The organism is Nostoc sp., from assembly GCF_036916655.1.
Lineage (GTDB): Bacteria > Cyanobacteriota > Cyanobacteriia > Cyanobacteriales > Nostocaceae > Nostoc.
On record NZ_JBALFY010000002.1, the window covers coordinates 1 to 20880 of the forward strand.

The following is a 20880-nucleotide window of genomic DNA, read 5'->3' on the forward strand; positions in this document are numbered from 1 at the left end:
CAGATGTATGATATTCTTTATTTATAGGGAATCTAAAACCAGAATAAAAACTCCTTAGATTCCTTTGAAGTGAGTATCAGACCAGCCTCATCAGTTATTGGTGATGGCATAACGTTAATCGAAGTGGAGCAAAACCGCCTAAAAATCGGTTTTTCGTTTGGCGAAGCTGTTGCCATAGCGTAGGCTGGACTGATTTTTTTATGTATCTTCTTTGCAGCGAAAATAATACTTGTCTTGCTGTGAGTAAGCAGAAATTTCTCATTCACCTGCCGTATCTGTGGAAGTTTTTTGGATTTTTGGTGACAGGATTGGAACTAATTTTTAGCACCCTTGTTGTATCTCGCATCCCGCTAATATTTACTGCCATATCTGTAAGAAGCTGTTTAACTTCTAGCAAATAACTGCAATATTTATAGTGCTGGATAGACGGTTGATGTCCACTATCTAACAGCATCAATTCAGTCACAAACTGGGTAGTAAATACTTTCAAAATTTACAACTCCAATTTGATTCAATACTCTGCTTGATTACACCATAATCTGGGAGCCGAATTAATAAGTCTGCGCCATTATTGAGGTTTTTATGCGGAAAATCGCTATTTATGGAAGAGGAGGAGTTGGCAAGTCCACAGCAACTCAAAATGTAGTGGCTGGACTCACTGATCTGGATCGTAAGGTGATGGTTGTAGGGTGTGACTCAAAAGCAGACTCCACCCGGCTCCTGTTGGGAGGATTCCACCAGAAGATTGTACTCGACACGTTGCGTAAAGAAGAAGATGATGATTTGAATCTAGAAGACTTCCGCCAGGTGGGATGGGGGAAGACGCTGTGTGTGGAATCGGGTGGGCCGGAACCTGGTGTAGGATGTGCAGGTAGAGGCATTGTGACATCAATTGGGTTGCTGGAACAACTTGGTGCTTATGATGATGCAGTTAGACTTGATTATACATTTTATGACGGTCTAGGTGACGTCGTATGCGGTGGATTTGTCATGCCCATTCGTGAACGCAAAGCTCAAGAAGTTTACATTATCACTTCTGGGGAAATTATGGCAATGTATACCGTCAACAACATCTGCCGAAGTATTCAAAAGTATGCACCCATAGGCGGTATACGTCTGGGAGGATTGATTTGCAACTCTCGCAAAGTCGATGAGGAAGATGATTTGATCGAGGCTCTGGCAGAGAAACTGGGGACTCAAATGATCTACTCCATACCCAGAGACAATATGGTGCAGCAAGCAGAGTTCCACCGCAAGACGGTGATTGAGTATGCTCCTGAGTCTGAACAGGCGCAGCACTATCGCAACCTAGCAATGGCAATTGACCAGAATACAGATTTTGTGACTCCGAAATCTATGTCTAACGATCAGCTAGAGGAACTGCTGGTACAGTTTGGGTTGTTTAGACACCTCCAAACATTAGGTATCAGCCCAAACTCCACAAAGGTTGCAGATTCATTTTCGGAGATACCTCTTGAATAGGACGATGCAGTAGGGGTTATCCCTCATACAAAGTGTCTGGAGCAATTGGCGATCTCTGACTCGAAAAAGCAGAAAAAACTGCGTAAACTTCTTACCACCATTTGAGAAATCGGCGTTCTGAACCACGCTAAAATTCGTCTACCTCATTGAAGGAGGAGAACTCATTATGTTGACCGAAGAGGTTTTAGTCCAAAAATTTATCACCGTAGTCAAGGAACGCTGTGCCAAAGTAGGTGAGTTGCTCCAGTACTGCCACGTCGAACTCGTAAACTCTTACTGGGGCTGCCCTCCAAAACTTATACAACATTTTGTTGTTTATTATCCTAATATGCTGTTTGCCTCAATTAATGACAACAAAGATGTTTTCAGAGGCGTTGCTCAAGATTTGGGGATATGTCAGGCTGTTTGCATAAATGCCACACGCATTATTCGCGATCCCGCCTCAAGGTTGAAGGAAAAGAACCCGATCTTATGGTTGGAACTCCAGTGGGTGGCAGTACCAACTAAAAAAGGCAATTGGCATCTAGATCAGGATTTACCGCACTCGGACTAAGTTTTTTTTGGTGACGTAGCTTGCTACCGTTGGCGATGACTAGTAGGTTAGCAAGCTACGCTAAATCACTAAAATAGTATCCAGGAATGCAAGTATTTTAGCAACATGTATGCTATGCTTGCAGCAAATAAGCAAAATTGTCAAAACATCAATATGTCTGACAACAAAAACGGCAAATACGAGAAAACCTTGCGATTGACCCAACAGATTTAAGTTTGTCTGCTGTGGCTTTTTCTAACGGAGATATACAGCCTCATGAAACTGGATGTGAATCTTTGCAATAACCTGAAGTCAATTAGAACTCGCTTGGGTATGAGTCAGCAAGAATTAGCTAATATAGCTGGCGTAACTCGTCAGAGTATTGGTGGTGTGGAACTAGGGCAATATGCTCCTTCTGTTGCTATGTCACTGCGTTTAGCCAAAGCTCTTGGCTGCCAAGTCGAGGACTTATTCTGGTTTGAAGAAGATTTACCAGAAGTTGAGGCAATTCTTGCGGGATCAGTCCCTAAGCAACAGCGATCGCGAGTTAGTCTAGCGCGGGTTGGGGATCAATGGATAGCTTATCCCCTCGTTGGGAATGATGCTTTTCGGATCGAAATGATTCCAGCTGATGGTGAGACGCTTGCAGCGATCTACCCTGATGCTAAGGAATCCGCAAGGGTGGAAGAGTTACCCAGCATCAGCAAATTGCCATTAGCGTCAGAAGTAGCTAGTAATGAGCGTCAATTGGAGGGTGAAGCACAAAACCAAAACGTTACAAATAAAGTCCTGGTTCGGATTCTGGATGATATAGACAAACTACACAATACAGTTGTGATTGCTGGTTGTACACCTGTGCTTTCTCTCTTGGCAAGAGCAACTGAACGTTGGCATCCGCAACTGCGAATTCATTATCGTTTCGCCCACAGCAAGGCTGCATTACGTAGTCTGTGCAAAGGTGAAGTTCATATTGCAGGAATGCACTTATACGATCCCAAAACTGGGGAACATAACATTCCCTTTGTGCGGGAAGCCTTAACAGGCAAGAGTGCCGTTTTGATTACCCTTGGAGTTTGGGAAGAAGGTTTGTTAGTCCCACCAGGAAACCCAAGGGGAATTAAAACAGTTTCCGACTTAGTAGAATTTGGAGCAACTATTGTTACCCATGAAGCGGGTTCTGGCGGTCAGATGCTTTTAGAACGGAAACTCCAAGAAGAAGGAGTGCCATCCCAGACTGTGAAAGGATTTACCCATATCGTCCACAGCCATCAAGATGTTGCCTTATCTGTAGTCTCAGGAATTGCTGATGCAGGGATCAGTACGGCATCTATAGCTGCTGCTTTTGGGTTGGGATTTATCCCCCTTCATAGTGCGCGATACGACTTGGTGATTATTAAAGAATACTTGGAAGAAGAACCAGTAAAACAGTTCCTCAGTATCTTGGGACATCAGCTAGTGCGATCGCAATTAGAGATTCTCGGCGGCTATGATACTAGCAAGATTGGGGAAGTTGTAGCAAATATTTAAATAATTCGTAATTCGTAATTCGTAATTCGTAATTACGCACGCAGACTCGCTTTTCGCGTCGCTAACGTAATTCGTAATTATTAACCCACGGCTAAAAAATATGTCTTTTAGTTTCCACAACTCAAGTTAGCTGCTGTGCATTTCAATTATGAATTACTCAAGCAAATCAAAATCACCCAACGAGTTAGCTGATCATGAATCATGACTTCACGATGAATAAACATCCCGTTCAGATTAACGATACAACCTTGCGAGATGGCGAACAAGCCGCAGGTGTAGCCTTTAATGTTGAAGAAAAAATTGCGATCGCTACTTTTCTGGATGCTATTGGTGTTCCAGAATTGGAAATTGGCGTGCCGGCAATGGGACAAGAAGAAGCAGAGTCGATCCGAGCGATCGCTAATCTGGGATTAAATGCCCAGTTACTTGGCTGGAACCGTGCTAAATTGTCCGATATTCAGGCATCTATAGATTGTGGTTTGGAACGGGTGCATATTTCCGTTCCCGTATCAGAAATTCAGATTGCCGCCAAGTTTGGGGGTAAGCAGCAAGTAATGCTGGATCTTCTGCGGGATGCGATTAATTTCGCTTGCGATCGCGGTTTAGCGGTATCTGTTGGCGGAGAAGATTCTTCCAGAGCCGATCCATCTTTTCTATTGGATGTGGCGTATTATGCTCAAGAGTTGGGAGCTTTCCGGTTTCGCTTTTGTGACACTGTAGGAATTCTCGACCCTCTGAACACTTACAGCAAAGTTCGCTCCCTTGTGCATCATCTATTCATTCCCATAGAAATGCACACGCATAATGATTTTGGACTAGCAATGGCGAACTCCCTAGCTGGTATTGAAGCAGGGGCGCTATCAGTCAACACTACAGTAAATGGGATTGGTGAACGCGCAGGTAATGCGGCGTTGGAAGAAATGGTGATGGCACTGAAACACCTTTACAACATCCCAACGGGTATTAATACAAAACGGTTGCTGGAACTGTCACGGTTAGTTGCGAAAGCTGCTAACTGGCCGGTTCCTCCCTGGAAAGCGATCGTGGGTGAAAATACTTTTGCACACGAGTCGGGTATTCATGCTCACGGTGTGTTGCAAAATCCCGGTACTTACGAACCGTTTGCGCCGGAAGATGTTGGCTGGGAACGTCGCCTTGTTGTAGGCAAACATTCCGGTCGGCATTTGATCATCAGTGTGCTGCAAGAACATGGAATCATACTCAGTCAGCCAGAAATTCAATCAGTGCTGGATGCTGTAAAGCATGAGTCAGTAAAAGTTAAGCGCAGTCTCACTGTTGAAGAACTCCTGAGTTTTGTTCCCCAAAGGTGAACTTAATGGGGAGTCGGGAGGGTTAAGAAAGCATCACAATTCCGTCTCTGGTTAGCGATTGCAGTTATTGTACCAACTGCTAGAATATTACCAATTATGTTGGTAATAGCTATGCCGAGAAAAGAGCAAGGATGGATCACTTTTCAATTGTCTCCAGAAGAACGGCAACTTCTAGAGCAGTACTGCAAGCGGTTCCAACGCACTAAGACTGATGTTTTGCGCTCCCTGTTGCGTAGTCTACAAGGACAATCACTCAAACAGCAGGGAAAGCAGTTTGATCCTGGAGAGGTTGATCTGGACTTATTTTGAGCAGTGGTGAAGAACCGCTATCGGTAAAGCGAGTTGTCTTGCACCTAAACAAATTTGCAATGAGGTTGGTAATCCCTCTGAAATCGTAAAAAAGCGTTCAAGTTCAAAAGTTGGCTATGACAATGACAAATCCTACAAAATTATTGCGATCGGGATGGGGGATCTGGGACTGGGTACTGGGGACTGGGTACTGGGCAAGAAAATATGAATCAGATTTGCTTGGGATCTAAATTCCTATCTAAATCTTCCCATTCCCTAGTCCCTAATCCCCAGTCCCCAGTCCCCATTCCCTAGTCCCCGGCCCCTAGTTCAATACCACTTGATGTCCAGGGTAATCATGATTGGTTAATTATACTAAAGCGTTTTTTCTACCATGCTTAATTTTGATTCCATTTGTACCACAGCAATGCAAAAAGTCCCATACAATTGGGCTTTGATCAAAGACCTGCTTTCACCAGAAGCAAGCTTAGAACTAACTGCGAGTTTTCCCCACGAAGAGTTTCGCCTGTCGGAGGGAGAGGGATACGGATACTCTTGGGGAAAGATGCTTGCAACTAGCGAGGATATTTCCTTGATGCTCAAATCTAGCGATAATCGCTGGCGAGAGCGGATGGCACAAGGCAGACTTACTTATGACTTGAGACACCTGAGTAAAGTCTGGCGACAGTTGATAGAAGGATTGTGGACAGATTCTTACCGCAAAGCTTTAGCTGAAATGTCTGGGTTGGAACTAAAAGACTGTGTAATGGATATTGGATTTCGCCGATATAGCTCAGGACAGTTGCATCACCCTCATACAGACGAGTCGAACAAAGTTTTAACTCATTTACTCTTTTTCAATCAACAATGGTCTGTAGATTGGGGAGGCTGTTTGCGAATTCTCAAAGACTCCCAGCCGGAATCTGCCTTCCAAGATATTCTACCCCTTAGTGATTCTTCAGTTGCGATCGCACGTTCTGACAACTCTTGGCATACAGTAACTCCGCTTACTTGCCCTGCATCTGAGTATCGGCTAGCCTTACGAGTTGCTTTTTTTCGGAACGATCTAATTTCAGATTTCGGAGAAACCCAGCTAGCTGCGTAGTAATCAAGTCTTTTCTCTCTATTTTTGTCAGTTAATCAGCCTCCTGATTTTCTGCTTCTTCCTTGTTTTCCTTAATCGTAAAAAAGTGTTCAGGTTCAAAAGCTGACTATGACCAATCCTACAGAACTACTGCGATCGCGCTACGGTGAAGTTCCCTTCAATCACGAAATTGACTGGAACGAATCTCTAGAAACGCTAATAGCCCACCGTTCAGTTCGGTCTTATCTATCTAAGCCTTTACCACCAGGAACCCTAGAATGGCTAGTTGCTGCTGCTCAATCTGCTCCTAGTTCAGCTAATATGCAAACCTGGAGTGTAGTAGCAGTTGAAGATCAAGAACGCAAAGCAGAATTATGCAGGCTGGCTAATAACCAAGTATGGATTAACCAAGCTCCCGTATTCTTCGTTTGGTTAGCAGATTTAGGTCGTCTGGCTCATGTTGCCCTAAGTCGCGGACTAACTCCCGTAGCCCTGGATTACGTAGAACTGTTGGTTAAAGCAATAGTCGATGCTTCAGTCGCAGCGCAAAATGCGATTGTCGCTGCTGAATCTGTTGGTTTAGGAACGGTATATATCGGCGCAATCCGCAAAAGTACCCAAGAGGTAGCTACGTTATTGAATTTGCCACCTTTTGTATTCCCTGTGTTTGGGTTGTGTGTGGGTTATCCCAATCCTGAAGCACAACCTGTTGTTAAGCCGCGCCTACCTCAGCCAGCTGTATTCCACCGGGAAACTTATAAATTGGCAGAGCAAGATGAAGCGATCACTCACTATAATGATATCATGAAAGAGTTCTACACTGAACAAAAGATGAATGTCGCTGGTGATTGGTCGCAACATTCAGCCGAGCGAATAGCTACTTTAGACTATTTAAAAGGGTGTAAAGATTTGCGTGAGACTCTGAATAACTTCGGCTTCAAGTTGTTATAAAAGGAGTCAACAGCCAGAATACAAAGATACAGGGTAAGCATCCACCCTATCTTTAGTAGTCTGTCAATAAATAATTGATGGATAAATTAAGAGTAGAGACGGCGATTTATCGTGTCTCTTTAACCATCAAAATGAATTTGACAGACTACTCGTCTCAAGTAAACTATGCGCTGCGGCGACCAGAGGAGAACTTCTGATATCTGCACCAAAGCTTTTGACACTTAAAGACTCAAAACCCTACACTTCAGTTTCAAAAGATGATTTCGGTGCATAAATCTAAGCAATAGATAAGAACTTAGGCACCATGACAAAATTATGTCATTGCGAGTGCAGCATCTCCAATAGAAGCAATCTCAAACCTTAGTTTTCAGTGCGTAAGTCCTAAAATAGACTCGCTAACTTGTCAGATATAGCAATTCTCCTGCTTGAAACCTTTGTACGAATTTTGGGAATCTGAAGGCATTTAAGCAGTCAATAGGCGAACAATTTAATGGGTATTCCAGCAAGCTTTATCTTTCAAAAAAGGGCTGACCTGTAAGAATAGCTCTTTGACTGAGAATTGCTGACCAGAAATGTAGAATTAACCCGCGAAACCAAAGGAACTTCAAACAATGAATAATCTATCTACCAAAGACCTCAACAGACTACGCTCTCAAAGCAAAATAATTGTTAGTCGAGTGGAGATTTTCATCGAAACTTACTTATCAGAAACCTCTCTTGATGAAAATCTGGTTAACGAAACCTTAGAAGAAATCGTCAAAGCTGCGAATAACTTAACAACCGCAGCATCAAAGATGAAAACTGCCGAAACCGCCCATAAACTCAACGGTTCCAAATAGTTTAATAGGGCTGAGTTAAACCCCATATTTAAATGGGTATTGAATGAATACAGTTCCAAGTGCTGAGTAATCGATGCTAGATACTCAGCACTATTTCAGTTATGGAAATAAATGAATCTAGACCGTTAGGAAATACGATGCTCAAAGGGCTAACTTTAAACTTCAATAACTGGTTACAAAGAAATACAATTGTACGTAACCTGGAGTTTTTTCAAGACTTTATTATTATTTCTCTCTGCCTTGGTTTATTTTGTGTGATGCTCATCCGACTGGGAGATATGTTCTTCTCCTTTTTGAGTCCATTAGATTTACGGCAAGTAACATCTGATATCCTGTTCATTTTGATTTTGGTAGAGTTATTCCGCCTGTTAATCGATCATATACAACAACAACGGACATCCGTGGCAGCAGCAGTAGAGATTACTATGGTTTCTGCTTTAAGAGAAGTAATTTTACGTGGTGTTCTTGAAATTCCCCGTGACCAAATTTTTGGAATTGCAGTATTTTTAGTAGTATTAGCGGGAATTCTTGTGGCTTTACCTTGGGTATCTAACTTTTTTGAACAGGTCAAAACTCCTCACACTGAAACAAAATAAAAAATGCAATTATTGGCTGATAATCCTGTAGTTCATGATTAATTGTAACGACAAATACTGTTTGAAAATTAGTTGGTTAACGCAAGTAATTTTAACAAATGTATGATATTCTTTATATATGGAGAATAAAAAGTACAAAATTCTTCAAAAAAATAAAGTACACTTCAAAACTAGCAATTCTATTTATGAGCTTAGGGCATAATAATGTCCAAAGCCTATTTAGTTATTGAAGAGGACAAGGGACAGGCACATTCCCTAAAACAGGTAAAATTGCAAGTGTTGAGGGGATAAGAATTATGGGTGCTTGTCTAATTGAACATCTGCGGCAAGTAGAAGACTTCAGAACAAGTGATGGTCGAAGACATCCACTGTGGTTGGTGTTGCTGTTCGTAATAATGGGCACTATGAGTGGATATGTTGGGTATCGTGCGTGGGGGGATTTCATCAAACGGCATCGTCGAGCGTTAATCAAAACGTTTGAAATACAAAAACACGGTGTTCCCTCATACTCAACTATCAGGCGCATAGCGATGGGAGTCGATTTTGATAAACTGGTGACAAAATTTAATCACTGGGCGCAAAACTACGTTGAAATAGAAGAATCTGAGTGGTGTCGTATCGACGGTAAAAGCATTAAGGAAACAGTCCAAGACTACGAAAAATCATGTCAGAATTTTGTCAGTATCGTAACAGTGTTTGCGAGTAAAAGAGGAGTAGTAGTCAATATGGAAGAGATCCAAAACAAGGAAGAGAGGGAAATCGTAGTAGTGCAAAATTTAATTGCGGCTTTGGAGCTAAAAAATGCTGTATTTAGCTTTGATTCTTTGCACTGCCAAAAAAACTTGCCAGTTAATCTATAGACTGTGGAAATAATTACGTGATTGCGGTCAAAGACAATCAGCCAAGGATGATTCCAAAATACGTAAGGGTAATGCCGCTCCCAATTTCTCCATCATTGTTTGACTTCACAGATGGAAAGTAGTAACTCGTTCGTCAGCATTTACCAACGAGTAAAACCTTTTTCGATAACTTGCTATTCTATATTCATTCCAGTGAGCTTTTGCCTATCAGAATCAAGCTACTCTGTGAAAGAATTCTCCTCATCAGAATTGCTGTTGTTATTTAGAAGGATTTTAAGTGCAATCTAAGTTGTTGTAAAAATCAAAAGATTGTGAAGTATTGATTGTTAAGCACTAAACACTAACTAACATATCAGTAGAATACCATGCTTGAGAATCTTCTGAATAACCATAATTTACCGTATCCTGATACGATACATCCCATCATTGTCCATTTTGTGATTGCAATGGTGTTGTTTGCCTTCGTGTGTGATGTCATTGGATACTTTACTAGCAACTACCGTCTTTTTGAGGTGAGTTGGTGGAATATGTTTTTCGCTACAATCTCCATCTTCATCGCCGTTATTTTTGGTCAATTTGAAGCAGGTTTAGCACAACCTTATAACGCAGCTCAACCAGTACTTAATTTACATACGCTCCTTGGCTGGTCACTTGCAGGAATTCTGGCAGCTATTACAGCTTGGCGTTACGTGATTCATTGCCGCACTCCAGAAAAGATATCAGTTTATTACCTAGCAGCAAGTCTACTTTTGACTGTTTTGGTAGGCATACAAGTGTATTTCGGAGATGAATTGGTTTGGGTATATGGGTTGCACACTGTACCAGTTGTTGAAGCTATAAAGGAGGGCTTACTGCAATGAACCCTGAAGTTATTGAGCAATTAAAGACTCAGATGGGAGCAAATGGGTTGCCCTACACTATACCCATTCACCCAAATTTAGTTCATCTCACTATAGGTTTGTTCATCCTTGGCATTACCTTTGATTTGATTGGTGCATTCTTCCCTCTACAACAACCAATCTTCAAGTTTTTAGCAGTTCCAGCCACTCGTTCTAGCTTCTTTGATGCTGGCTGGTACAATATGCTAGGTTCAGCACTCATCACAATTTTTACGGTAGCAGCAGGTTTTTACGAAATCATGTTGGCAGAACCACTCACTGGAGTAAAGAGTGCCTGGGGATTGTCAGCTATGGAAACAATGCTTTGGCATGGAGTGGGTGGTGTTTTTCTACTAGCGCTGATTCTTGGGATGGCTATTTGGAGAGGATTTCAGCGTTATATTTGGCGTCAGGATGACAGTCAACAAGTGCAGTGGACTTATTTAGTTTCTGGACTGTTCATCATGTTCATTATGTTCATCCACGGTACGCTAGGGGCGCACTTAGCTGGTGAGTTTGGGGTTCACAATACTGCTGATATATTGTTGCGGTTGGGCAAAGACCCCAACTTACTGCTGAGGTAATCGATGTTAGTTACTTGTCCTACCCTGCGGGAAGCCGCTAAGGCGTCTATGTCATTTGTCCCTTGTAAATAACCAATGACTAATGATTAATGACCAATGACCAATGACCAATGACTTTTATGGCTATGAAAATCCGAAATATTTTGATCTTGAGTGCGATCGCGATCGCCTTAACTGCTGTTAGTCTTTTGATAGGGCAGTGGACGTATTCCTGGATGCCTCCTCAAGCCGCAGCAGAATCGCAGCTCGTCGATAAGTTGTTTAGTTTCTTAATCACGCTGGGAGCATTTATCTTTCTTGGAGTCACAGGAACACTCATCTACTCAGCGATTTTCCATCGAGCAGAGCAATATGATACCAGCGATGGCCCCCCAATTGAAGGAAATATCACACTAGAAATTGTCTGGACTGCAATTCCTGTATTGCTAGTGTTTTGGATTGCCACTTACAGCTACCAAATCTACGAGCAAATGGGGATTCAAGGCCCAATGGAAGCTATGCATATGCATATTCCAGTCTTGATGAAATCGGCATCTGCTGCACCAATTAACGGAGATGCAGGCATAGTTTCCGCCTCCTCGACTTCCTCAATTGTATCAACTGATGCTACATCAAGTGTAATCCCATTTGAAGACATTGAAGTTAATGCCAAACAGTGGGCCTGGGTTTTCCGCTATCCAAAAACAGGAATTACCAGCACCGAACTACATTTACCCGTCAATCATCGCATCCGTCTAGCAATGCAATCTGAGGATGTTCTCCACGGCTTTTATATCCCGGCTTTCCGAGTCAAGCAAGACATTATTCCCAACCGCAACATTGACTTTGAATTCACCCCCATCCGCATTGGCAAGTATCAGTTAACCGATTCCGAATTTAGCGGTACTTACTTTGCAACCATGCGGGCAAATGTTGTTGTCGAGTCCCCTGAAGATTACAAGAAGTGGCTTGCAGAAACAGCAAACCGTAAACCATGTACTGCAAATAATCAAGCAGCTTCCGAATATGCCCAAGAATCAAAAGAATTAATCAAAGGCTGGGTTACGGTAGCACCCGCACAAGCCCCTGTAGTTAATTACAGCAATTAGTCATTGGTCATTAGTCATTGGTTTTGAACAAGTGACTAATGACAAAGAATAAAGGACAAAGGACAAAGGATAAAAGACAATGACAAATATTTCCGTTGAAGACATTACAGGTGACGCACCTCAACAGGAACCTATAACAGACTGGAAACAATACTTTAGCTTCAGCACAGACCACAAAGTTATCGGTATTCAGTATATTGTTACCGCTTTCATTCTCTTTTTAGTTGGTGGCATATTTGCAATGATCATTCGTGGGGAATTGATTACCCCAGAATCAGACCTAGTTGACCGTAGTGTTTATAATGCAATGTTCACCATGCACGGCACTGTGATGCTATTTGGATGGACATTCCCCATACTTACAGGTTTTGCTAACTATCTTGTACCTCTGATGATTGGGGCGCGAGATATGGCGTTTCCCAGACTCAATGCTGTTGCCTTCTGGATGATACCGATCGCTGCTATCCTACTGATGGCCAGTTTCTTTGTACCCGGTGGGCCAGCGCAAGCAGGTTGGTGGTCATACCCTCCCGTCAGCTTGCAAAACCCGACAGGCAACTTAATCAATGGTCAAGTAATCTGGCTTCTAGCAGTGGCAATATCAGGTGTTTCCTCAATTATGGGGGGGATTAACTTTGTCACCACGATTGTGAAGATGCGCGCACCTGGGATGACATTCTTCCGTATGCCCATCTTTGTTTGGAATGTATTCAGCGCCCAGATTATCCAACTGTTTGGACTACCTGTATTAACAGCAGGTGCAGTCATGCTTTTACTCGACTTAACAGTTGGAACTAGCTTTTTTGACCCCACCAAGGGAGGCGACCCAGTTCTATTTCAGCACTTTTTCTGGTTCTACTCCCACCCTGCTGTTTACGTAATCATTCTGCCGGTCTTTGGAGTCTTTTCAGAGATATTCCCTGTTTTTGCTCGTAAACCTCTGTTTGGCTATAAGATTGTCGCTATTTCATCACTCCTGATTGCTGGAGTTAGCGGTATAGTCTGGGTACACCATTTATACGTCAGTGGTACTCCAGGCTGGATGCGGCTGTTTTTCATGCTCACAACCATGTTCGTTTCTGTCCCCACTGGCATTAAGGTGTTTGCCTGGACTGCAACGATTTGGGGTGGCAAGCTACGATTTGATACACCAATGCTGTTTGCGTTTGGTGCATTAATATTGTTTGTATTTGCAGGTATCACTGGCATCACCCTTTCCTCTGTTCCCATTGATGTCCATGTCAACAACACTTACTATGTGGTGGGTCACTTCCACTATGTTCTATATGGCACGGTAACAATGGGGATGTTTGCTGCTATTTACTTCTGGTTCCCCAAAATGACTGGACGTATGTATTACGAAGGCTTGGGCAAGTTGCATTTCTGGCTGGCGTTCATTGGCACTAACCTCAACTTCTTCCCAATGCACCCACTAGGATTACAAGGAATGTTGCGTCGAGTTTCTTCTTATGCACCAGAGTATGAATTTTGGAATATTATCGCCAGTATCGGAGGATTTCTGCTAGGTGTGTCTACCTTACCCTTCATTCTGAATATGATTGGTTCTTGGATACATGGCGAACAAGCACCGAAGAATCCTTGGCGAGCAATTGGACTGGAGTGGTTAGTTTCTTCACCACCTCCTGTTGAGAACTTTGAGGAAATTCCAGTTGTTGTGGGTGAACCCTACGGGTATGGGAAATCTGAACCATTGGTAGCCGAGCATTAGAGAGCAGGCCAAATGTTTGATTTGATTTTTAAACGCATAGGCGCAACTCTTGGAGACGCTACGCGAACGCGCCTTCCCATAGGGTAGGAGCGCAGAGGTTCATGCAGATGGACACAGAGAGTTTGAGATGAGGTATTCGCGATCGCAGACTACTACTTTACTCTCTTTTCTTTCTCTGTGCCTTTGCGTGAGATAAATATATAGGAGTTTCAAGCAATGGACAGTTCCATCATTTCAGAAGAATCAGATCATCTCTCACACGAGCATACCCATGATGAAGAAGGCAGCAAGATGTTCGGCTTCATTGTCTTCCTGCTGTCAGAGACTTTCATTTTCCTCGGTTTTTTTACAGCATATATTGTCTATAAAACAGCAAATCCTGACTGGCTACCAGCTGGCGTTTCTGGACTGGAAGTCAGAGATCCGGCAATTAATACGGTAATTCTTGTTTCTAGTAGCTTTGTCATCTACTTGGCAGAACGCGCCCTTGCACGCCACGACTTGATAACATTTCGCCAGTTTCTAATGCTTTCGATCGCAATGGGAAGTTACTTTTTAGTCGGGCAAGCGATCGAATGGAGCCATCTTTCTTTTGGCTTTACCACAGGTGTCTTTGGTGGGATGTTCTACTTACTGACAGGTTTCCACGGTTTTCACGTTCTTACTGGCATTTTGTTGCAGATACTTGTTTTTGGTCGCTCTTTCATTCCTGGTAACTACGACACAGGTCATTTTGGTGTAAATGCCACTTCTATTTTTTGGCACTTTGTTGATGTCATCTGGATTGTTTTGTTTGTCCTTATTTATGTCTGGCAATGATACTTTGTAGTCTGAGGTTTTGTGTGGAAGATAGCTATTAGGACTGTATAACGGCTGAGTTAGCCCGCCTATTTTACAGCGTCCAATCCTGCATTACTAAACCTGGAACCTTGTTGAAGTCACTAACGTTTCGGGTCAACAATACTAAATTACGAGATATAGCAATCGCTGCTATTCTTAAATCCATCGTAGACACACGAACCCGTTGCGATCGCAGTTGATCAAAGAGTGCGATCGCTCCAGCATCAAATGGTACAATAGGAGCCGTTGCGAAACTCTGAAGAATTTCCAACAGCAGAGCATATCCACGAATCATGTCAGCATTCGTCCGCGCACGATTAATGAAGTTATGAGCGCCAAGCACCTGCTCATGAAAACTAACAATCGATAACGCAAAATCAGCAGATGAGTGCTGCCCCATCCGAGCCGTCAAACGAGTAAACTCTAAACCTGAGCGCCTCTGTAGAAAACTGATGTGATCGGTATCAAGCAAATATTTCACAATTGCTCGTCATCCTCATCAGTTGGCTTGTCAGCCTGACGAAAGGCACGTCCATATTCCAGAGCTTCAAGAAAAGCTGACTCATCAGAAATTGAGCCGACTAGTTTTTCCAACCAGTTTTCGGAGGGTTTGCCTTCAACCTGGCGTTGGAGATCGGAGACTGCTTGCTCAAGGGTTAACAAGCGATGCTCCAGAACTGTTTCATCTAACATGGTTCTCTCCTTTAAGCGTTCACGTTATGTTGTCAACCTTCACAGATCATACACCTCACTGCGATGGGCGATCGCTAAGAGCCAAATTCCCACTCAACTGAATAGGGACGGTCTGCTCTTGCCAGACTGCTCCTAACTGTAAGCCAATTTCGCAAGGTAGAACATTAACACTCGCACCTGTATCTAACAGCGCGATCGCTTCTGTAGAAAGGCTTCCTTTAGTAAGGGTTAACGGCAAATATGGCATAACGCTCGATCGCCCTTGACTATCGGTTCGCTCCGTGAACAGAAAGCGATGACCATCAAGCATTGGCGGCTCCCTGTGCTGCCACTAGCAGGTCTGACAATGCTTGAATTGCTTCAGGAGTTGTTTGAGGAGACCAGACAACTCCTTGAGTTGATCCCAGTTGATTTAGAAGTGCTTTCGTTGAATCACTCTCTTCAGTATCTTCTAAGCTGTATCCTTCTTCTTTCGCAACTGCAAGCAGGAGAAAGTGGATTAGTCGAAGTTTATCTTCATGAGATAGTTGACTGACGGTTGGTAAAATTTCGCCCAGAGCCATATAGCTTATTTTGAGAAGATATACGTTTAGTTTAGCTCAGTCAGACATTAGCACTTTCCCACTGAATTAAGTTAATCCGGCGATGCCTCCGCCAATGCTACTATTCTTAAATCCATCGTGGACGCACGAACACGTTGCGATCGCTCCAGGATTAAATAATAAAATAGGAGCCGTTACCAAACCCTGAATAATTTGCAATAGCAGAGCATATCCACGAATAATGTCAGCATTGCTCCGCGCACAATTGATGAAGTAATGAGTGCCAAATATCTGAAAAGTTAGTTGCATTGATTTGTTCCAAGTTACCTAATTAATGACTTAATTACAATGCAAAAGGCTCATTATATATCCTTGCAGTCCTGAGATTACGAACCATATCAGGACATCCCACGAGGATTGTATTTTGCAACTAAACCAACAGATTTGAAGCAACTATACGATTTATGATCGACAATGTACTCTTGTACCTTAAAAACCAATGCCAGTCGTATTTAATGTAGTAGACGTTGAGGACAAAGAGCATTACTTGAACTATGAAGAGATAGAGGAAACAAAGGTAGCTGATGAAGGATTACGCAATGATGATTACCTCGATGCTCAATGCTTTTTCGTCCTCCTCAAAAATGGAGATATACTACTTCTAGAAATGGCTAGACAGAACCAAGCAAGTAAAAACTTCCTTTACCGCTTACTGATGCCAGGGGAATAGCCTCCTTTAATATCTAGGGCTGCCTGGATGCCGACCGTTGCTATTCTTAAATCCATCGTGGACACACGAACCTGTTGCGATCGCAGTCTTTGATCAACTGCGATCGCATTCCACCAAATATCTCTAAACTACGTCACAATGACTGAAACAAAGCGGTCTAAAGCTATACCAGGACTTCTGTGAAGTTCTTCTAAACAAATGCCATGCTGGGTAAAAACTAAGATGTCAGCATCTTGTCAGGAATTCTTCTCATCATCAAAATTGTCTGGAAAACAACATAAATATAGTTGCTTTCCTAATCAATCTTGCCTATACTCCTCAATGTAAGCTTTGCTTGCCATAGTAAAGAATATTGGCGTACAGATTGCTAGGAGAGTGCAATGATCAATCATCGGGCTTTGCGTCATGGGTATTTGGTAATTCTCGTGGCGATTCTTTGCATCAGCTTTGGTAGTATATTCAACCAAGAGCCAACTTTTGGACAGTCTTCAGGAAGTAAAAATGTCATTGTGGCGATGACAACCAGTATTGAGGATAGTGGGCTGCTAGATGATTTAGTTCCGGCGATTGAAAAGAAAACAGGATATAGGCTCAAAAAGGTTGCAGTCGGCACCGGACAGGCTTTGGCTCTGGCTGAAAAAGGTGAGGTTGACGCGCTATTCGTCAATTCACCGAAAGCCGAACGCAAAGTTTTGTCGGGTGGTGCGGTGATTAATCGCCACTTGGTAATGCACAATGACTTTGTGATTATCGGGCCAGATGCAGACAAAGCAAAGATTAGAGGGAAAAAGAATGCTGTGGAAGCGTTCAGTCTCATTGCCAAAAATCAAGCATTGTTTGTATCGCGGGGTGATGACTCAGGTACTAACAAACTAGAAAAAGATTTATGGAAACAGGCAAACGTCACACCATCTGGAACTTGGTATCAGCAAACAGGTTCAGGAATGGCGGAAACTTTGCAAGTTGCTAATCAAAAACTGGGATATACCTTAGCAGATCGGGCAACGTATATATTTCAGCAGAAAAATCTGTCTTTGCCTGTACTGGTGCAAGGAGATAAGAAACTGTTAAATCTTTACCATGTGATGGAGGTAAATTCTAAGAAGTACCCCAGAGTCAATAGTGCAGGAGCTAAAGCGTTTATTAATTTTGTCTTATCTCCTGAAGGACAGACAATAATTGCAGCCCACGGGAAAAAAGAGTTCAAACAACCGCTATTTTATGTTGATGCCGGTAAAACGGAGAAAGATTATGGCTTTTAAAGAAACTTGAGTATCAGCTCGTTAAGAGTTGCTTTACTGCATATTTAAGTATTATTTCCCAATTTTTTAAGAGATTTGTATTTGTGAATACAATCATCGAAGGAGCTTTCAAAGCTTTTGAGCTATTAACCAGTGGCGATAGTGACGTTTTCCAAGTCATGACGATGACATTGTTTGTATCTGGAACAGCTACAGCCATTAGCGTTTTACTGGGACTACCATTAGGACTGTGGCTAGCATTAGTGGATTTCATCGGCAAACAAACTCTGACTAGTTTGATTAACTTCGGTATGGGATTACCACCCGTCGTAGTCGGTTTATTCGTCAGTATGTTTTTGTGGCGATCTGGCCCATTGGGAAATCTGGATTTAATTTATACACCCATAGCTATGATCATCGCCCAAACCATCATTGCTTTTCCAATTGTTGCTGGCTTCAGTTTTGCGGCAATTATCAGTATTAATCCGAAGCTACGCTGGCGATTGTTATCAATGGGGGCGACACAGTGGCAAGCCAACTGGTTGCTAATCAAGGAAGCACGGTTAGGGTTAATGGCTGCAATCATGGCTGGTTTTGGTCGCGTCATCTCGGAAGTTGGTGCATCCATGATGGTGGGCGGCAATATTAAGGGGCAGACTAGAGTCCTGACTACAGCGATCGTCACAGAGGTAGGGAAAGGAAATTACGATGTTGCAATGGCGATCGCATACATCCTCCTCATCATCACATACACCGTAATCGTGTTGCTGACTATCCTACAGCATGACAAGAAAATTCTATGAGTACTAACGAATATGTCCTGAATATGCGACAGGTGAGCGTCGCTAGCAAACCACGTCAGAATATCCTGTCAATTAACAATTTTACAGTCCGTCCAGGGGAACTAGTTGCTGTGATTGGCCCCAATGGTGCTGGTAAAAGCACTTTGTTAAGAACAATCAATCTCTTGCAACCTTACCGTGGTGAGATGCAATTATTTGGAGAGGATGTCAGCAATGCTAATAAAACATTATTGCGTCGTCGTTCGGCTTTGGTCTTTCAGGAAACCTTACTACTGGATGACACCGTTTTTAATAATGTTGCCAAGGTATTAAAGTTTCGCGGCACACCAACACACAAGATTAAGCAAAGGGTACATAGTGCATTGACAACTTTTGGCTGTGAACACTTAGCAAATCAGTCAGCGCGTTCTCTGTCTGGTGGTGAAGCGAAACGAGTTTGTATTGCCTGCGGTTTAGTTGCTGATTCCGAATTGCTGCTTTTGGATGAGCCTTCTGCCTCTTTAGATGTGGGAATACGTCCCCAGATGATCGAGAAAATTAGACAATGGGCGCAAGCGAGGGGTTCGGCAGTTATATTAGTCAGTCATAATTTTACAGATATACTGCATTTTGCCGATCGAGCGATCGCTTTATTTGACGGCTGTATTGTCCAGGATGATAACTTGGAAACTATCATCCGCCGACCAGCTAACGAGCAGCTTGCCAGACTGGTAGGGATAGATAATATTATTCCGTGCCATGTAGAACGGAGTAGCCGTGGAAATTTTATCAAACTTGCAAACGGGATAGAGTTTTTATATTCTGGGGAAATCACAAAGCCAATTACTACATGTTGTTTATCTGGCGATACTTTCAATCTTTACGATCCAAGTTCTTCAATGCGACACAAACTGTGTTCGGTAATTATTGAAGGACTAGTAGAACGGGTTTTAAATGGTATTGGTATTTGTAGTATCTGGGTTAAGGTGGGAGAACAAACTTTAATCGCCAGAGTGCCTCGGAATCATATATTTGGCAATGTATATCCCCATGAGATAATTAAACTAGCATTCAATCCTAAAGATGCACATTTTGTTTAGAACAATAGACGGTTTTATACTAGAAATAGCGGGATAAATAAGAATTTAGTCAGTCCAATTAGCAAAATACTCTAAAATTTTACACCCGGCACTATTTATCTTATTAAAACCATCATCTGGTGCAAGCATTTGTTCGGGTTTATGAATATACTCAGCACTCTAACTGGGCAGTCAAAACTGTCTCGGTAACACCGCATTTTGATGCAGTCTGAATTAGTGTTGCCGCGACTTTTTTCGCCTGTGAAGCGGTTGACCAACTTCCTTCCATCATCGCAACCACGATCGCACCTTGCACCAGGAGAAGCAGTTGCCTGGCTAACTGTTCGGGTGATGAAACTTCTGCGGCTTGAGCTAGGCTCTTGATGTAGTGGTAAATAGATTGTTGATGCTCTAATGCCACTCTATGTCCAGGGTGGTCAGCATTGGCTAGTTCCACTGAAGCATTAATGAATGCACAACCTCGAAAATCTGGGCCCTCAAACCATTCCCGTAGGGCATCGAATATTGCCAATAGTTGTTGGGATGGGTTAGAAGCTCGTTGCTCAATCGTGGTTTTGAGCCATTCACACCATTGTTCATCCTGTTGTCGCAGCCACGCTTCAATTAATGCATCCTTTGACTTGAAATGATTGTAGAGTGACATTTTAGCAACGCCAGATTCCGCAACAATTCTGTCAATACCGACATTGCGAATTCCTTCTCGATAAAACAAGCCTGATGCTGTATTTAGGATGCGATCGCGAACAGATTTACGGGTTGTTTTCGGTTTAGTCATTTTAAACACCAGGTTATTTAATTAATCTGGAAGTTCAATTAAGTTTGCTTTACCCAATTGGTTAAATAGCAAATAATATTATTTATCGATTGCTTATTCTATTTTTTGATTCGCCAAAGCTTTGATTTTTTCTGAGGATTTAAGAAAAAACTATCTGTAAATAATAAAAGGTTTATCCCAAAAGTGATTGATGAACTGCAAGCAGACCAAAGTCCCCCCGAACTTCAGAACTGCTACCGATCAAGTACTTCCACAATCCTCCAGAGACTTGTGGAGCAAGACCATCAGTTCATCAAACAATTGGTTAACTTATGGGATTTGGCTTCATCACTACAGCGCAAGTGCTTGGAGATCCTTTGTGCGTGAAGTGGTTTAGATTCCCTATAAATAAAGAATATCATACATCTG

25 protein-coding genes and 1 pseudogene are annotated in these 20880 nt (G+C 42.6%); 19 read left to right on the plus strand and 7 right to left on the minus strand.

Annotated features, from left to right (window positions below):
* Window positions 1-262: 262 nt before the first annotated feature.
* Complete coding sequence (locus tag V7L31_RS00030; RefSeq protein WP_334694353.1) at window positions 263-490, minus strand: IS1-like element transposase; 228 nt, start codon at window positions 488-490, stop codon at window positions 263-265.
* A 77-nt stretch (window positions 491-567) separates the two neighbouring features.
* Between V7L31_RS00030 and nifH the strand changes: the two genes are divergently transcribed.
* The 15 genes and pseudogenes from nifH (at window position 568) to V7L31_RS00105 (ending at window position 14588) form a co-directional block, all read left to right on the plus strand.
* Window positions 568-1482, plus strand: a complete 915-nt coding sequence (gene nifH, locus V7L31_RS00035) for a nitrogenase iron protein (protein ID WP_334694369.1) — start codon at window positions 568-570, stop codon at window positions 1480-1482.
* A gap of 166 nt (window positions 1483-1648) precedes the next feature.
* Window positions 1649-2035, plus strand: a complete 387-nt coding sequence (locus V7L31_RS00040; protein ID WP_094344901.1) for a hypothetical protein — start codon at window positions 1649-1651, stop codon at window positions 2033-2035.
* Between the two features lie 255 nt (window positions 2036-2290).
* Window positions 2291-3541: a substrate-binding domain-containing protein gene (locus V7L31_RS00045; RefSeq protein ID WP_334694354.1), complete on the plus strand. Its 1251-nt coding sequence runs from the start codon at window positions 2291-2293 to the stop codon at window positions 3539-3541.
* Window positions 3542-3753: 212 nt separating this feature from the next.
* Entirely contained in the window at window positions 3754-4872 is a 1119-nt protein-coding gene (gene nifV, locus V7L31_RS00050) for a homocitrate synthase (RefSeq protein WP_334694370.1), read from the plus strand.
* Between the two features lie 111 nt (window positions 4873-4983).
* A pseudogene (locus V7L31_RS00055) lies at window positions 4984-5124 on the plus strand (CopG family transcriptional regulator); the annotation flags it as partial.
* 463 nt (window positions 5125-5587) lie between these two features.
* The gene (locus V7L31_RS00060; protein ID WP_334694355.1) at window positions 5588-6265 is read left to right on the plus strand and encodes a 2OG-Fe(II) oxygenase; all 678 of its coding nucleotides are present in this window, start codon (window positions 5588-5590) and stop codon (window positions 6263-6265) included.
* A gap of 108 nt (window positions 6266-6373) precedes the next feature.
* The gene (locus tag V7L31_RS00065; RefSeq protein ID WP_334694356.1) at window positions 6374-7195 is read left to right on the plus strand and encodes an NADPH-dependent oxidoreductase; all 822 of its coding nucleotides are present in this window, start codon (window positions 6374-6376) and stop codon (window positions 7193-7195) included.
* Between the two features lie 611 nt (window positions 7196-7806).
* On the plus strand, window positions 7807-8034 hold the full coding sequence (locus V7L31_RS00070) for a hypothetical protein (RefSeq protein ID WP_094332482.1): 228 nt from the start codon (window positions 7807-7809) through the stop codon (window positions 8032-8034).
* Window positions 8035-8171: 137 nt separating this feature from the next.
* Window positions 8172-8630, plus strand: coding sequence for a phosphate-starvation-inducible PsiE family protein (locus tag V7L31_RS00075; protein WP_334694371.1), 459 nt, complete (start codon window positions 8172-8174; stop codon window positions 8628-8630).
* Between the two features lie 296 nt (window positions 8631-8926).
* Window positions 8927-9490 carry an ISAs1 family transposase gene (locus V7L31_RS00080; protein ID WP_334694357.1) on the plus strand — a complete coding sequence of 188 codons (564 nt, stop codon included), beginning with the start codon at window positions 8927-8929 and terminating at the stop codon, window positions 9488-9490.
* A gap of 365 nt (window positions 9491-9855) precedes the next feature.
* Entirely contained in the window at window positions 9856-10350 is a 495-nt protein-coding gene (locus V7L31_RS00085) for a DUF2231 domain-containing protein (protein WP_094332480.1), read from the plus strand.
* Window positions 10347-10952 carry a DUF2231 domain-containing protein gene (locus V7L31_RS00090; protein ID WP_334694358.1) on the plus strand — a complete coding sequence of 202 codons (606 nt, stop codon included), beginning with the start codon at window positions 10347-10349 and terminating at the stop codon, window positions 10950-10952. The genes V7L31_RS00085 and V7L31_RS00090 overlap by 4 nt, the downstream gene beginning before the upstream one ends.
* Before the next feature lie 125 nt (window positions 10953-11077).
* Window positions 11078-12040 (plus strand): cytochrome c oxidase subunit II, encoded by a 963-nt coding sequence (locus V7L31_RS00095; RefSeq protein ID WP_334694372.1) that lies wholly within the window; start codon window positions 11078-11080, stop codon window positions 12038-12040.
* 79 nt (window positions 12041-12119) lie between these two features.
* Window positions 12120-13769, plus strand: a complete 1650-nt coding sequence (ctaD, locus tag V7L31_RS00100; protein WP_334694359.1) for a cytochrome c oxidase subunit I — start codon at window positions 12120-12122, stop codon at window positions 13767-13769.
* A gap of 216 nt (window positions 13770-13985) precedes the next feature.
* A complete protein-coding gene (locus tag V7L31_RS00105; protein WP_334694360.1) occupies window positions 13986-14588 on the plus strand; it encodes a cytochrome c oxidase subunit 3 in 603 nt (200 codons plus the stop codon).
* 73 nt (window positions 14589-14661) lie between these two features.
* Here V7L31_RS00105 and V7L31_RS00110 read toward each other — a convergent pair whose 3' ends face one another.
* The 5 genes from V7L31_RS00110 to V7L31_RS00130 all read right to left on the minus strand — a co-directional run bounded on the left by V7L31_RS00110 (window position 14662) and on the right by V7L31_RS00130 (window position 16153).
* Entirely contained in the window at window positions 14662-15090 is a 429-nt protein-coding gene (locus V7L31_RS00110; protein ID WP_334694361.1) for a type II toxin-antitoxin system VapC family toxin, read from the minus strand.
* Complete coding sequence (locus V7L31_RS00115; protein WP_094344916.1) at window positions 15087-15302, minus strand: transferase hexapeptide repeat containing protein; 216 nt, start codon at window positions 15300-15302, stop codon at window positions 15087-15089. The genes V7L31_RS00110 and V7L31_RS00115 overlap by 4 nt, the downstream gene beginning before the upstream one ends.
* A gap of 55 nt (window positions 15303-15357) precedes the next feature.
* Entirely contained in the window at window positions 15358-15612 is a 255-nt protein-coding gene (locus V7L31_RS00120; RefSeq protein ID WP_442936668.1) for a hypothetical protein, read from the minus strand.
* Entirely contained in the window at window positions 15605-15865 is a 261-nt protein-coding gene (locus V7L31_RS00125) for a hypothetical protein (RefSeq protein ID WP_334694362.1), read from the minus strand. Before V7L31_RS00125 ends, V7L31_RS00120 begins: the two co-directional genes overlap by 8 nt.
* A 66-nt stretch (window positions 15866-15931) precedes the next feature.
* Window positions 15932-16153, minus strand: a complete 222-nt coding sequence (locus V7L31_RS00130) for a hypothetical protein (protein WP_334694363.1) — start codon at window positions 16151-16153, stop codon at window positions 15932-15934.
* Window positions 16154-16343: 190 nt separating this feature from the next.
* On the opposite strand from V7L31_RS00130, the gene V7L31_RS00135 reads away from it, so the two are divergent.
* The 4 genes from V7L31_RS00135 to V7L31_RS00150 all read left to right on the plus strand — a co-directional run bounded on the left by V7L31_RS00135 (window position 16344) and on the right by V7L31_RS00150 (window position 19697).
* Window positions 16344-16574, plus strand: coding sequence for a hypothetical protein (locus V7L31_RS00135; RefSeq protein WP_334694364.1), 231 nt, complete (start codon window positions 16344-16346; stop codon window positions 16572-16574).
* A gap of 380 nt (window positions 16575-16954) precedes the next feature.
* Window positions 16955-17836 carry a substrate-binding domain-containing protein gene (locus V7L31_RS00140; RefSeq protein WP_334694365.1) on the plus strand — a complete coding sequence of 294 codons (882 nt, stop codon included), beginning with the start codon at window positions 16955-16957 and terminating at the stop codon, window positions 17834-17836.
* 83 nt (window positions 17837-17919) lie between these two features.
* Window positions 17920-18618 (plus strand): ABC transporter permease, encoded by a 699-nt coding sequence (locus tag V7L31_RS00145; protein WP_334694366.1) that lies wholly within the window; start codon window positions 17920-17922, stop codon window positions 18616-18618.
* Entirely contained in the window at window positions 18615-19697 is a 1083-nt protein-coding gene (locus tag V7L31_RS00150) for an energy-coupling factor ABC transporter ATP-binding protein (RefSeq protein WP_334694367.1), read from the plus strand. Before V7L31_RS00145 ends, V7L31_RS00150 begins: the two co-directional genes overlap by 4 nt.
* A gap of 151 nt (window positions 19698-19848) precedes the next feature.
* Here the strand turns inward: V7L31_RS00150 and V7L31_RS00155 are convergent, their stop codons facing one another.
* Complete coding sequence (locus tag V7L31_RS00155; RefSeq protein WP_334694368.1) at window positions 19849-20472, minus strand: TetR/AcrR family transcriptional regulator; 624 nt, start codon at window positions 20470-20472, stop codon at window positions 19849-19851.
* Window positions 20473-20880: the final 408 nt, after the last annotated feature.